The sequence below is a fragment of the Pacificispira sp. genome (genome assembly GCF_965228185.1).
Lineage (GTDB): Bacteria > Pseudomonadota > Alphaproteobacteria > UBA8366 > Aestuariispiraceae > Pacificispira.
On record NZ_CBDDHE010000004.1, the window covers coordinates 160262 to 172657 of the forward strand.

Below are 12396 nucleotides of genomic sequence, written 5' to 3' on the forward strand. Positions count from 1 at the left end.
GGAAGGGCCGCCGCGACAACGGCGGCCCTTGTCTTTGTCCGTTTCTTTCCCGCCCGCCGCGTTCATGGCGCGCCGCGCCGGCAAGAGACCCGATTGAAAGGAAATCCGATGCGAATTCGAGCGAATGAAGCGTTCTCCTATCCGGAGAACGATCGCGGCGATATGCGCCACGTTCCCCAAAACTGGCGCGGCGATGTCCCCGAAACCCTTGCCGAAGAGTTGATTGCGGCAGGTCTTGCCGAAAAGGAAGCCGCGCCGGCAGCCGGGACCGTCATTCTGTCGGCCCGCCCCGCCGCGCCGGCCCCCGAAGACTTGCCAGCGGATGTTCAGGTGGCTTTGCCCGCCGTTTTCCGTGCGCTGACGGTTGAGGAATGGGGCAAGGACGGCGTGCCCAATCTGGCGCCGATCCAGGCCGGCTTGAAATCGGTTCTCGGCAAGTCGGTCAAGCTGAATGCGGCGCAGCGGAATGCAGCGCTTGCCGTCTTCCACCGTGAAAACCCTGACTTCGAGCCGGGTGTCTCCGGCGCGGCCGCAGGCGGTGACGATCCCGCGCAGGGCGGGTCGGATAATCCCGATCCGCCGATCGTCGGCGGAAACGAATAGCCCGAAACACGGGCGCGTCTGGGCCCTCTCTCTCTCCCTTGCGCGTCTTGTGCGCCCCGCGAACGCCGTTCGCGGGGCGGATTCGTACAGGTTAGGGGTGCGGCATGACGAATTGGCGGGGACTGACGGCCGGGCTGATCGGCGTTGCGCGCAGCGCGTTCGGTGAGCCGGCGGTTCTGACACTGATCGGCGACGACCTGGAAATTCTGTCGGTGCATGCGGATCTCAAGGGCATTTTCTTCGATCCGACCGAGCAGGTTGCGGCGGCTGGTGACGATCCGGGATTCGATATGGAAACGCCGTCGGCCGTGTTCGCCCTGGCGGATCTGCCGGCGGCGCTGCTGGCGCCGTCCGGCTGGCGCGGGGCGACGCTTAGAATTCGGGAAACCGATTACGAGGTAATCCGAAAGCCGTCTTCCGACGGACAATCCGCGATCCGATTGTTTCTGCGATTGGCCGCCTGACGAAAGCGGGCGAGGGGGTTCCATGGTCTTGCCTTTGGCCCATGTCGCGCCGGACGTTCTGTCGACCCTGGTCGCGGATACTGCCGCCGCCTTGCGCGCGAATGCCGCGTATCTGTCCCTGGCGTCGCAAAGGCAGGTCCGGGAATCGCCGGTCGATGCCCGCGACGGCCGCGACGGTGCGGCGATCGAGATATTCGGCGTGTCGGAGACTGAGGTTTTTCCGAATGCCGGGCCGCCGGAATCCGACGTTACCGAGGCGCAGATCGCGATCATAGCGACCGTCCCGGCGGCGTCTGGTTGGGAGACAGCGATCCGCGCCTTGCGTGCCCGTATCCGGGCAGTGCTGTTGCAGGACCCGGCTTATGCCTGGCGGTTGGATATCCGCCGCATCGATCATGCACTGGCCTTTGAAGGGGGCGGTGCCCTGGTTGCGGGCACGGCCGCCCTGACCGTGACTGTGGCCTATCCGACGGGCTACCCGCCCGTCGATGCACCGCATCTGGAGGGCGTCGATATCGACGTCGCCTATCCCGGCCCGGAAGACGCCGGCGCGCTGCTGATGCGTATCGATTTACCGCCGCCCGATTAAGCGGGCCAGACGAAGGAAGATCCCATGACCCGATTGTTTCTGAAACCGGCCCCCGGCCGCGTTTGCCGACGTCCCGCGCCCGATGGCCGCCCGCTCGATGCCGGCGGCGCCTTTGTTCCGGACGACGTTTACTGGCGGCGCCGGATCGCCGATGGCGACGCCGTTGCCGCGAAGCCGCCCGCCGCCCCGAAATCCCAGAAAGCCGAGGGTTGATCCATGGTCGATTTCAACACCATCCCGAACGATCTGCGTGTCCCGCTGTTCTATGCGGAGGTCGACGGATCGCGCGCCGGCACGTTCGATATTCGGCAACCGTTGATCCTGATCGGTCACAAGCTCGGCACCGGGACCGCAGCGGAGGATCTGCCGCATCTCATCGGGTCGGCGGATCACGCCGGCGAGCTGGCCGGCCGCGGCTCGATGCTGCATGCGATGGCGCGCCGCGCCTTTGAGAACGATCCGACGATCGAAACCTGGATCTTGCCGGTCGCGGCCCCCGATGGGACGGCCGCCGAGGCGACGGTGGCGATTGCCGGCACGGCGACCCAGGCCGGGGTCCTGCCGGTTTATGCTGGCGGACGAAAAGTCAGCGTGTCTGTCTCGGTCGGTGATACCGCGGCCGAGGTCGCGACGGCGCTCGCCGCGGCGGTGCAGGCCGACAAGGACGGCGTCGCCACGGCGGCCGCAGTCGATGGGACGGTAACGCTCACCGCGCGTCACGACGGCGTGGTCTATAACGGCCTGCCGGTTGAAATCGCCCCCTTGGGCAGTCTGGGGGGCGAAACGGTGCCGGCAGGTCTGACCGTCACGCCGTCCGCCTTTGCCGACGGTGCCGGTGTTCCGGATATCGCCGCGGGCCTCGCCGCCCTGGGGGACGACATTTACGATTTCATCGTGTCGGCCTTTACCGATACCGCCGCGCTCGACGATCTGGATGATTTTCTGTCCGGTGTCTCCGGTCGGTGGAGCTACGCGTCGCAACTCTACGGTCACGCCTTCGCCGCCAAAGTCGACACGCTGTCGAACCTGGCGAGCTTCGGCAACGCCCGGAACGGCGAACACGTCACGGTATCGGTTCTGCGAGCCTGTCCGCATCCTGTTTGGGAGATCGCGGCGGCGTCTGCCGCGCGCGCGGCACAGTCTTTGCGCATCGATCCGGCCCGGCCGCTCCAAACCCTGACCCTGTCGGGCATTCGCTGCCGCGCCAGCGGCCAGCGGTTCACGATGCAGGAACGGAACACGCTGCTCTATGACGGTGTCGCGCCCCTGTCGGTCGACGATCGCGGGACGGTTCGGCTTGAGCGTGTCGTGACGACCTATCAGGAAAACCCGTTCGGCCAGCCGGATAACGCCTGGCTCGACGTCACGACGCCTTACACGATTATGGAAGTTCTGCGCCGCCCGCGTCGCGTCGTCGAATCTGAGTTCGGGCGAATGAAGCTAGCGAATGACGATCAGCCGATTGCGGCCGGATCGGCGACGACAACCCCTAAGCTGATTCGAGGGCGAATTATTGCTGAGTACGAGGCAATGATGATCGACGGGTTGGTTGAAAACCTGGCTGAGTTCAAAAGGCACTTGGTTGTAGAGCGGTCCACCACAAATCCGAACCGTGTTGATGTTCTATTCCCGCCGGACCTGGTGAACGGCCTGATGGTCGTCGCCGTTCTGGCCCAGTACCGCCTGCAATATCCGGCCGCGGCCTAAGCCGCTCGCGACGCCTGAAGCGGCCGCCGTGCCGCGCTGAGGAAAGGACAAAATCATGCCTAATCAATTGGGCGGTGTATTGCACATCATCGCCGGCGGACAAACGCTGAGCGTGCGGGGAACCGTGACCGTGCGCCTCGGCCTCGAAGAACGCGAGACGGTGGTCGGCCAGAGCGGCGTGCATGGCTACACCGCGACGCCGACGGTGCCCGGCCTTGATGTCGAGGTTTCCGTGCCGCCCGGTTTCGATCTCGTGGCATTGCACGAGGTCGACAATATGATGATCCAGGCGGATCTGCGCGATGGTCGGAGTTACATCGCGCGGGACGCCTGGTACAAGGCGGCCGGCGGCGGCGAGTTCGACGCGATCACGGCAGGCATGACGCTGAATTTCGACTGCAAGTCGATTGGGCCTGTCTGATGAGCGCCCCCAACGACGACGCCACTGCCGCGCCGCAGCCGTTCCTGTTTCCCGTCCCGGTCACGATCGGTCGCGGCGAAGGGGCTCAGACGGTCGAGGCGCTCACCTTCCGCGCCCCGAAAGGGCGCGAGCTCCGAAAGGTCGGGTCGCTGTTCAGCGTCTCGCCGTCGGGGGATGTCAGCCCGAATATCGACGCTTGTTTACGGCTCGCGGCGGATCTGGGTGGCGTACCGCCCGCCGTTATCGATGAGCTTGATGCGCGCACCGCGAACCGTCTCGCCTGGCACATCGCGGGTTTTTTCGGCGAGCAGGCTTAGACCCCGACGATCCTGGGGCCTTGGAACGCCTGGTCGAGCGCTATTTCGCGGCTGCGTATTTCTGGCGACTCGATCCGACCGTCGTGTTGGGAAAGACCATCGCGGAATTGGAAGAACTTGAGGCCGGCATGGGCGTGGTGAACGCGCTCCTGAAACGGAAATGATCGGGTCGTGCCATGGCTGCCGGTAAACAGAAGGACGTCGTTTTCCGGTTCGCCGGAATTGACGGGGTCAGCAAGATCGCGCGTGGGATCGGCCGCAATCTGTCCCGCAACCTCGGGCCGGGGCTGAGCCAACTGCGCAATGCTACCCGCGATTTGGGCCGCAATCTGCGCGGTATCGCCGGGCCGCTCGGCTTCATTTCCGGCGCGGGCGTTGTCGCGGGTCTCGGAAAGTCCCTGACGACCTTCGCGAATGTCGGGGACGAGGCGGCAAAGATGAGCCGCGCCCTGAACATGACCGCCGGCGCTTATCGGGAATTGGGTTTCTGGGCCGAACGGTCCGGCCTCTCGACCGAGCAATGGGGCGCGGCGCAGCGCGCGCTGGCGTCCCGTCTGGCGCAGGCGGCCGGCGGCGATAACGAGAAAGTCGCCAGCCTGTTGCGGACGTTGAACATCGAACTGCGCGACGCGGCGGGGAATGCGCGCCAGACCGACGCCGTTCTGGGCGACCTGGCCGCGGCCTTTGAGGCGAACACCGATCCGATCGCCCGGCAGCGGATGGCGATCGCGCTATTCGGCGAGGAGGCGGGCGTTCGCATGGTCGACGCGATGAGCCAAGGCCGGGACGCCATGGCGGCGTTGCGTGGCGAGGCGCGGCGCCTGGGGCTCAGCATGTCCCAGGAGAACGCCTCGGCGGCGGAGAAGTTGACGGACCAATGGACCGACCTGTCCCGCGCGGGCGAGGGGTTGTTCCTGACAATCGGCGCGCGCCTGGCACCGATCATCGGCCCGCTGATCGAGCAGTTGACGAACTGGATCGCGGCGAACCGCGACCTGATCGCAACCAATATCGAGGGCGTCGCGAAAAGCTTTGCGGCAACGCTGGAGGGGGTCGATTGGCAGGCCGTCGGAACGAGTATCGCGGAGATCGGTCAATCGATCGGCGGCGTCGTCGACATGATCGGCGGTTGGGACAACGCCGCGATCGGTATCGCGGCGGTCCTGAACGGTCCGTTGATCGCATCGCTGCTGAATGTCGGCATAGCCCTGTCCCGGGTCTTTCTGATGAATCCGATTGGTGCCGCTATCACGGCTATCGCAGCCGGCGCCTATCTGATTTATCGGAACTGGGAAGGTGTCTCGGCCTGGTTTGAGCGGATGTGGGGGAATATCGCCGATATCTTCCAGGGTTCGGTCGATGTTATCGCAGGCATTCTGACGCTGGACTTTGGCCGCGCCTTTGGTGGGGCGAAGCAATGGGCAACTGGATTCGCCGATCTGATTGACGGCATTTTTGACGGTATGATCGGGCAAATCGAGGCGGTGCTTAGCCTCGTCGACGATCTTTTCAGTACGGACTTTTCGGCAGGCTTTGGCCGTGCCCTGGACGGGGTGTCATCCTTCGCGTCGAGTTTCATTCCGGATTGGCTTTCCGGTGGCGAAACGCCGGACGCGAATGCCGTTCGCGAGGATGGTCGGCCCGGGTCGCTTGGTGTCGGTCGGGGACGCGGAACGGCGACGGACCATTTACGCGACGCCGCCGCCGCCGGGACGGTCGGCCCCTCAGCGGTTGCCGCGCCGGTTACCGTCGACGTTCACGTTGCCGGCAAGGTCGATTCCTTGGAGACGGAAGTCGACAACGGGTCGACGAAAACGCGCGATTACAACATGGATGGCGCCCTGGCGCTCGCGGGTGGGTGAGAATGACCGATCCCTTCGGAGTGACCGTCAAGATCGATGCGCGCGTGGCCCAGGATCGTTTAGCGGTCTTCGGCAAAAAGAACATCGACCTGGTTCAGTCGCGGGCCGCGACCAAGACCGCCAAGGGGATGGCGCGGCCGGCCGCGGCGCTTATCAAGGCGCGGGTCGGTATGCTGAAGACGACTCAGGAAATCCGGCCAAGGTTCCGCATCGTGGCGGCCAGTCCGGTAATGCCGGTTGCCGAGTTTCGGATCGGCCGGCAGGAAGTCGGATTAATCCGCTTCGTGTCGGGACAAAAGCCGCCGGCTCGACGGCACAAGATCGGCGTTCCGGCGAAGATCTTCGGGGTTCGGTCGCTCTACCCGGGCGCCTTCTTCGTCGAGGTCGCGCCAGGTCGCTGGCAGGTTTTCCGCCGAAGCGGGAAAGGGCGCCTGCCGATCGATCGCTTGTTCGGCCCCAGCGTCGCCGGCGTTGCGCGCATGCCGGAGGTGTTTGCGGAATTGCAACGTATCGCGTCCGATCTTCTCGGCCGGCACCTCGATCACGAAATCGACCGCCGCCTGAGAGTGTTGACCGGCCGCGCGAAACTGTCGGCGGCAGCGCAGGCGAAGTTCGACCGCGCGGGATAGGGTGTCATGTCTTACCGGGACCGAATGCGCGCTGCATCGTTTCGCGGCGTACCGTTTCATGTGCAAAGCGACGATGTGTCCGGCGGCCGGGCGGTCGTGTCTCACGCCTATCCGGGGCGCGGCAGTTACCCCGAGGATCTCGGCACGCAGCCGCGGGTCATGGAGTTCGCGGCTTATGTCATCGGCGCGGATTACGATATCGACCGTGATCGCCTGATTGCGGCCCTGGAAATGCCGGGACCGGGCGAACTGGTCCATCCGCGCCATGGGTCGATGATGGCCCAGGCCGACGGGTTCACGGTGTCGGAGGCGGCAGGCCGGCAACGGCTGGCGTCGTTTCGGCTGCGGTTCGAACGTGCGGACTTGGCGCCGTCGCCGGTTTCGATCGTCGACACGCAGGCGCAGGTCAACAGGGCCGCGGATTTCGCGGATCTGGAAACCTTGGCCGGGTACGAGGCGGCATTCGATATCACGGGATTGCCGGATTGGGCGGTCGCTCTGTCGGGGGCTCCCCTGTCTGCAGCGGCCGATCTGCTGATGGCGGGCGCGGTCGACCTGACCGCGTCGCTGGGAGGTTTTGTCGATCCTGATACGGCGGCCCGCGCGGCTGGAATTGGCACCGCCTTCACCGATGCCGTCGCCACGGTGCGCGCGGTGTTGGATCTGACGGCCTTCGCCGATTTCGCGGAGGGCTTGACGGCGTTCGCGCCGGCCGCTGCCGGATTGGCAACGCCGACGCGGTTGCGTGCCGCCGGCAATGCGACCTTGGCGGCCGGGCTGGTCCGGCGCCTGGCATTGACCGGTTGGGCTCGCACCGCCGCCGCGGCGGAATTCGGGAACGCCGACGCGGCGCTCGGCATGCGCGCCCGATTGGGGGAGGCTCTGCGCGTTGAGGCGCTGACGGCGGCGGACGGTTCGGAAGATCGGGCTGCAACGGCGCTGTTCGATCTGCGCGGCCGGGTGGTCGCGGATCTGACCGACCGCGCGGCCAAGTTGGAGCGCCTGGTCCCGTTCGAATTGCCGTCGGGCCCGGTCCTGGAAATCGCCCAACGGCTCTATGGTGACGGCGCGCGGGCCGAGGAGCTGATCCTCGCCGCGCCGGCGCCGCATCCCTTGTTTCACGCCGGCACCGGACTCGCGATCGGGCGATGACGGAAGCCGCCGCCGGAAGGGTCCGCAATGGACGTTGTGCTGGAAGTCGACGGGCTGCGCCATTTGGGTTGGACGGATGTCTCGGTAACGCGTTCGATCCGGCAGGCCGCGTCGCAATTCTCGCTTAGCGTGACTGAGCGATGGGTCGGGCAAAGCGAACGCTGGCAGATACGCCCGGGCCAGGCCTGCACGCTGACGGTTCCCGATCCGGCGCGTCGTGTGGTGACGGGGTATGTGACCGGCTATGCGCCGTCATTCTCGGGACGGTCGCGCGGCGTCCGGATAGCAGGCGCGTCGCGGACAGTCGACCTCGCGGATTGTTCCGCGGTCGTGCCGGGCGGTCAGTTTCGCGGCTACACGTTGGATGCGATCGCCCGGGCCTTGTTGCGGCCCTTCGGCGTCGCGCTCGATCTGCGCCTGGCGCCCGGTGCGCCCTTCGCGTCGGTTGCCGTAACGCCGGGGGAAGAAGTCGCCGCGCTGCTGACCCGCCTGTCGGCGGATCGCGGCGCGATCTTCCACGATGACGCCGAGGGCCGCGCGGTGATCGGCCTGCCGGCGTCCGGCCGATCGACGGGGCGGTTGGTCGAAGGGGAAACGGTCCTGGAAGGGTCGGCCAACTTGGACGTTTCGGATCGGTATTCGGAGTATATTTTCAAGGGACAGGCCTTTGAGACTGACGGGTTCCACGGCGCGCCGGCCCTCACGGGCCAGGGACGGGCGACAGACCTCGGCGTGACACGCTACCGGCCGCTGATCGTAACGCCATCGGGCGACCAGGTCGCCGCGTCCCTGACGACCCGGGCGGCGCACGAGCGCGATCGGCGTCTCGCCGCCGGTGTCACCGCGACGGTGACGGTACAGGGTTGGGAGGAAACCCCCGGCGGCGCGCTTTGGGACGTCAACCGGATCGTCCCTGTGTGGATTCCGTCGATCGGCCTGCAGCGCGACATGCTGATCGAAACGGTGACGCTGACCCGCAGCCGCGGCGCGGGGACCGTTGCGTCGTTGGATCTGATCCTGCCGGAAGCGGTCGACGTGCAGTCGCTGGCAACCGCCGCCGCCGCGTCAGGGGCGAATTCATTCAGTTGGGCCGGACTTCAGCCGGTGGAATAGGGGCCTCGATGCGGGCGTTACAGGCAATCGCCCGGCGAGTTGCGGGCTTGATCGTGCGCGGTGCCCTGAAAGCCGTGGTCGACGATGGCGGCTTACAGCGCCTGATCGTTTCGGTTCTGGCGGATGAGGTTCTGACCGTGCCCCGGTACCAGAATTACGGCTTCACCGCCCATCCGCTGCCGGGCGCGACGGTGGTTCTGTTGTCCGCGAACGGCGTTCGCGACGGGGTCATCGCCGTCGTGGTGGAAGATCAGCGCGTTCGCCCGCCCGCGTCGGCGCCGGGTGACGTTGCGCAGTATGATTTCGAGGGCCAGGTCGTGCGTCTGACCCGGAACGGTGTCGAGATCGAGGGAAAGAACGTCCTGGTCAAGACGCCGGGTGTCTTTCGTGTCGACGCCGGCGAAATCGAAATGCGCGCCGAAACGTCGATGCAGACCGAGGTCTATGGTTATGGCGAGCGGGTCAAATGGACAGGCGCCAAGAACTACACCCGGGACACGTTCGACACGGATGCGATTGTCGGCGGCGCGGCCTATCCCGTCTCGCAGCCGGCACTCGATAGCGAACATCCGGCGGCCGGCGGGGAGGGCGCATGATGGCGGATGTCCGGCATGAATTTGACGGTACCAAGCTTGTAGCCGGTTGGACGTTCGGCAACGGCGGTCTCGCGCAGGATACCGGTTTGGGTACCTCCGTCATCCACTCTCTATTCACCGACCGGATCGCGGAACCTTCCGATGAAATTCCCGATGGGAGCACGGACCGTCGGGGGCATTGGGCGGATGGGATCTCCGGCTGGAAAAAGGGCTCGCGGCTCTGGCTTCTGTCACGCGAAAAGGCGACGCCCGGCACTCTGCCCCGCGCGGAAGGGTATGCGCGCGAGGCCTTGGCCTGGATGCTGGAGGATGCGGTTGCCGACCGGATCGACGTCGAGGCGAGTTTGGAGCCGGGCGGTGCCGCGCCAATTCGCGACCGCCTGGTGCTGGTCGTGACGATCTGGAAATCCGGCGTCGAGGTCTTTGTTGGCCGTTATGGCGTGATTTGGCGGGATCTCGCCGGCGCTATCGGCGTGCGCGCGGCCGATAGTCCGGCGATACCGACCCTGGACGTTCTGGCGACCGAGGCCGGCGCCGCAATCCGGACCGAGACGGGCCAACTTATCGAGGTGTTGTGACATGTCGTCGATCCCGGAATTGCCCGCCGCAGAGGCATTGCTGACGCCCGCCTATTTTGTCGTCCACCAGAACGGTTCGACCCGAAAGATCTCTGCCAGCGACTTCCTGGGCAGTATGGCGGGGCAGGGCGCGGACAATGTCGTCATTACCGGCGGGACCGGCGTATTCCAATCCTTGTCCTCACAGGGCCAGTTTTCGGTGTTCGGCGCCGCCGGATCATTGGCGAACTGTTTGAAGGCAACCTATGACGCCAACGCGGGCGTGGCATGGTTCGGTCCGGACTCATCTGGCGGCAACACGCAGATCCGTTTCGGAACGTCGAATGCCGGCGTCTTTGCGGAGCGGATGCGAATAGCGGCCGACGGCACGTTCACGATGAACGGCAACGTCAATATGAATGGCCGCCGACTCGATATCTTTAACATTTCGGACCCCAGCAATCAGGGGCTGCGTCTTGGAGACAACATTTCAGGCAAACTATGGAATATCGCGCCGAATACGACGGGCGGCTTGCTCATGCGCTTCTACAACGGGTCGACCTGGCTGACGCGGCTTGCGATCGACGCGGCCGGCGTCGTGTCGCTGGGCGGCGCCGGCGGCGCGCCCGGACTCAAGGCGACGACGGTCGACCTGGCGGTGAATTTCCCCCATGTCGCCGGCGCACCGACAGGATCGGGCGTGCGTTGGCTGGCGGACGGCGCGGACGGGTCCGTGAAATCCGAGGTTTACGCCAAAGGCGCCGCCCCTGTCGAAATCGGAAACACACTTAACGGGTGGCAGGTCAGCTTCGGGGTGTTCGGCGGCGGCGACCGGGTTCAGTTCATCCGCGCGTGTACCGCCGTTCCGTCAACCGATCCAACCGGCGGCGGGTACCTGTTTGTCGACGCGGCCGGCGCTTTGAAATATCGCGGCCCGGCAGGAACAGTCACAGAAATTGCGCCCGCCTGATAAAGGGAGAATTGCAATGGGTATGCTTAAAACCCGCCCGACCGGAACAGGCGTCGACGCGACGTACTGGATGATCGGAAATATCAATGAGGATTTTTGGTCTGGTGGCGCTCAATTGACCTTGTACGGGTTCAAGGATGAGCAGGCGGCGCAGCAGAAAATGCGGCCGCTCGATGTTCTCAGCGAGACGTTCTTGGGGTCGGATTACGAACCGGATCGTTCGCGTGCGGATTGGTACGCAATTCTGGTTACCAAGCCCGACTGGAGTGGGGCCGAGATCGTTTAGGGGCCTGGTTGCCCGGCCGCGCGGTCCGCTTTGCCATCGCCATTGTTGGCGCAGAACCAGGTCAGAACCCATGCCGTTTCAACGTCCCAAACTATCCGACCTTATGCGCCGGATGCTGGCGGATCTTCGCGCGAGTATCGCCGCGCCGATCCTGCGGAATTCGAACCTGGCGGTCATAAGTGATACCGCCGCCGCCCTGGTCGATGGTGTCTATGCGTTTCAGGCATGGGCGGCGCGCCAGATCCTGCCGGACACGGCGGAAACCGCCTATCTGGATCGGCATTGCCGGATCTGGGGTGTGACGCGGAAACCCGCGACTAATGCCTCGGGCTTTCTGACGGTGACCGGTGTCGACGGCGCGCAGGTTGCGGTCGGAACGGAATTCGCCCGGGCGGATGGTGCGCCGGTATCCGCGATCGTATCGGCGGTAATCGCGGGCGGCACCGCGCAGGTGTCGGTTGTCGCGTCACAGGCCGGGGCGGCGGGCAATGCTGAGACCGGCACAAGTTTCCGCCTGACGGCCGCTGTGTCCGGGATCGAGGCTGAGGCGCTTGTTTCGGCGCCGGGACTTGCCGGCGGCGCCGACGCGGAGACAGACAGCGCCTTGCGCGGCCGGTTGCTGGCGCGAGTACAGCGTCCGCCTGCAGGTGGCGCGGCCCATGACTATGTCGCATGGGCGAAGGCGGTCGCGGGCGTCACCCGCGCCTGGACGATCGGAGGGTTGTACGGTGCCGGGACCGTTGGCGTTGCCGTGGCGGCGGATGACGCCGAGGACGGCCCTATTCCGTCGGCCGGCCTGGTCGCTTTGGTTCAGGCCGCAATCGACGAGCAGCGTCCGGTCACCTCCGATGCGACGGCGTTTGCGCCGACGGCCCTGGTCGTGCCGGTCGAGGTAACCGGCCTGTCGCCGGATACACCGGAAATCCGGGCGGCCGTCGAGCTGGAACTGCAGGATCTATTCCGCCGCGACGGCGACCTGGGGGCCGTGCTGCCGATCTCGCGCATCTGGGAGGCGGTTTCGGTTGCCGCCGGCGAGCGCCGCCACCTAATCACCGCACCCGCCGCCGATATCGAGCCCGATACGGTCGAGTTGCCGGTACTCGGGGCTGTGACCTTCCCGGGAGCGTAAA

17 protein-coding genes are annotated in these 12396 nt (G+C 65.6%); all 17 read left to right on the forward strand.

The genetic code is table 11. The annotated features are described in order from the left end of the window. Positions 1–108 precede the first annotated feature (108 nt). Entirely contained in the window at positions 109–603 is a 495-nt protein-coding gene (locus ACO06O_RS09010) for a hypothetical protein (protein ID WP_421878438.1), read from the forward strand. Positions 604–707: 104 nt separating this feature from the next. Next, positions 708–1067, forward strand: a complete 360-nt coding sequence (locus tag ACO06O_RS09015) for a head-tail joining protein (protein ID WP_421878440.1) — start codon at positions 708–710, stop codon at positions 1065–1067. A gap of 22 nt (positions 1068–1089) precedes the next feature. After that, a complete protein-coding gene (locus ACO06O_RS09020) occupies positions 1090–1656 on the forward strand; it encodes a hypothetical protein (RefSeq protein ID WP_421878443.1) in 567 nt (188 codons plus the stop codon). Between the two features lie 24 nt (positions 1657–1680). Continuing rightward, positions 1681–1869 (forward strand): DUF2635 domain-containing protein, encoded by a 189-nt coding sequence (locus ACO06O_RS09025; RefSeq protein ID WP_421878446.1) that lies wholly within the window; start codon positions 1681–1683, stop codon positions 1867–1869. 3 nt (positions 1870–1872) lie between these two features. Next, entirely contained in the window at positions 1873–3363 is a 1491-nt protein-coding gene (locus tag ACO06O_RS09030; RefSeq protein WP_421878449.1) for a phage tail sheath subtilisin-like domain-containing protein, read from the forward strand. 55 nt (positions 3364–3418) lie between these two features. Then, positions 3419–3784 carry a phage tail tube protein gene (locus ACO06O_RS09035; protein WP_421878451.1) on the forward strand — a complete coding sequence of 122 codons (366 nt, stop codon included), beginning with the start codon at positions 3419–3421 and terminating at the stop codon, positions 3782–3784. Further along, a complete protein-coding gene (locus tag ACO06O_RS09040) occupies positions 3784–4101 on the forward strand; it encodes a phage tail assembly protein (RefSeq protein ID WP_421878454.1) in 318 nt (105 codons plus the stop codon). The genes ACO06O_RS09035 and ACO06O_RS09040 overlap by 1 nt, the downstream gene beginning before the upstream one ends. A 20-nt stretch (positions 4102–4121) precedes the next feature. After that, positions 4122–4265 (forward strand): hypothetical protein, encoded by a 144-nt coding sequence (locus ACO06O_RS09045; protein ID WP_421878457.1) that lies wholly within the window; start codon positions 4122–4124, stop codon positions 4263–4265. A 12-nt stretch (positions 4266–4277) separates the two neighbouring features. Then, positions 4278–5963, forward strand: a complete 1686-nt coding sequence (locus ACO06O_RS09050) for a phage tail tape measure protein (protein WP_421878460.1) — start codon at positions 4278–4280, stop codon at positions 5961–5963. 2 nt (positions 5964–5965) lie between these two features. Beyond that, a complete protein-coding gene (locus tag ACO06O_RS09055; RefSeq protein WP_421878463.1) occupies positions 5966–6592 on the forward strand; it encodes a phage tail protein in 627 nt (208 codons plus the stop codon). Between the two features lie 6 nt (positions 6593–6598). Then, positions 6599–7744 (forward strand): DNA circularization protein, encoded by a 1146-nt coding sequence (locus ACO06O_RS09060; protein ID WP_421878466.1) that lies wholly within the window; start codon positions 6599–6601, stop codon positions 7742–7744. 27 nt (positions 7745–7771) lie between these two features. Continuing rightward, the gene (locus ACO06O_RS09065) at positions 7772–8857 is read left to right on the forward strand and encodes a phage baseplate assembly protein (RefSeq protein WP_421878468.1); all 1086 of its coding nucleotides are present in this window, start codon (positions 7772–7774) and stop codon (positions 8855–8857) included. 8 nt (positions 8858–8865) lie between these two features. Then, positions 8866–9453, forward strand: coding sequence for a phage baseplate assembly protein V (locus ACO06O_RS09070; RefSeq protein WP_421878471.1), 588 nt, complete (start codon positions 8866–8868; stop codon positions 9451–9453). Continuing rightward, entirely contained in the window at positions 9450–10031 is a 582-nt protein-coding gene (locus tag ACO06O_RS09075) for a phage GP46 family protein (protein ID WP_421878474.1), read from the forward strand. The genes ACO06O_RS09070 and ACO06O_RS09075 overlap by 4 nt, the downstream gene beginning before the upstream one ends. A 1-nt stretch (position 10032) precedes the next feature. Then, positions 10033–10980 carry a hypothetical protein gene (locus ACO06O_RS09080; protein WP_421878477.1) on the forward strand — a complete coding sequence of 316 codons (948 nt, stop codon included), beginning with the start codon at positions 10033–10035 and terminating at the stop codon, positions 10978–10980. A gap of 16 nt (positions 10981–10996) precedes the next feature. Next, positions 10997–11266, forward strand: a complete 270-nt coding sequence (locus tag ACO06O_RS09085) for a hypothetical protein (protein ID WP_421878480.1) — start codon at positions 10997–10999, stop codon at positions 11264–11266. Positions 11267–11336: 70 nt separating this feature from the next. Further along, positions 11337–12395, forward strand: coding sequence for a baseplate J/gp47 family protein (locus ACO06O_RS09090; RefSeq protein WP_421878483.1), 1059 nt, complete (start codon positions 11337–11339; stop codon positions 12393–12395). Position 12396 lies beyond the last annotated feature (1 nt).

Coding starts and splice junctions, on each gene's coding strand:
- ACO06O_RS09065 (WP_421878468.1), top strand. CDS start 7,772: ATGGACGTTGTGCTGGAAGTCGACGGGCTGCGCCATTTGGGTTGGACG.
- ACO06O_RS09010 (WP_421878438.1), top strand. CDS start 109: ATGCGAATTCGAGCGAATGAAGCGTTCTCCTATCCGGAGAACGATCGC.
- ACO06O_RS09030 (WP_421878449.1), top strand. CDS start 1,873: ATGGTCGATTTCAACACCATCCCGAACGATCTGCGTGTCCCGCTGTTC.
- ACO06O_RS09080 (WP_421878477.1), top strand. CDS start 10,033: ATGTCGTCGATCCCGGAATTGCCCGCCGCAGAGGCATTGCTGACGCCC.
- ACO06O_RS09090 (WP_421878483.1), top strand. CDS start 11,337: ATGCCGTTTCAACGTCCCAAACTATCCGACCTTATGCGCCGGATGCTG.
- ACO06O_RS09055 (WP_421878463.1), top strand. CDS start 5,966: ATGACCGATCCCTTCGGAGTGACCGTCAAGATCGATGCGCGCGTGGCC.
- ACO06O_RS09070 (WP_421878471.1), top strand. CDS start 8,866: ATGCGGGCGTTACAGGCAATCGCCCGGCGAGTTGCGGGCTTGATCGTG.
- ACO06O_RS09085 (WP_421878480.1), top strand. CDS start 10,997: ATGGGTATGCTTAAAACCCGCCCGACCGGAACAGGCGTCGACGCGACG.
- ACO06O_RS09040 (WP_421878454.1), top strand. CDS start 3,784: ATGAGCGCCCCCAACGACGACGCCACTGCCGCGCCGCAGCCGTTCCTG.
- ACO06O_RS09015 (WP_421878440.1), top strand. CDS start 708: ATGACGAATTGGCGGGGACTGACGGCCGGGCTGATCGGCGTTGCGCGC.
- ACO06O_RS09020 (WP_421878443.1), top strand. CDS start 1,090: ATGGTCTTGCCTTTGGCCCATGTCGCGCCGGACGTTCTGTCGACCCTG.
- ACO06O_RS09060 (WP_421878466.1), top strand. CDS start 6,599: ATGTCTTACCGGGACCGAATGCGCGCTGCATCGTTTCGCGGCGTACCG.
- ACO06O_RS09075 (WP_421878474.1), top strand. CDS start 9,450: ATGATGGCGGATGTCCGGCATGAATTTGACGGTACCAAGCTTGTAGCC.
- ACO06O_RS09025 (WP_421878446.1), top strand. CDS start 1,681: ATGACCCGATTGTTTCTGAAACCGGCCCCCGGCCGCGTTTGCCGACGT.
- ACO06O_RS09050 (WP_421878460.1), top strand. CDS start 4,278: ATGGCTGCCGGTAAACAGAAGGACGTCGTTTTCCGGTTCGCCGGAATT.
- ACO06O_RS09035 (WP_421878451.1), top strand. CDS start 3,419: ATGCCTAATCAATTGGGCGGTGTATTGCACATCATCGCCGGCGGACAA.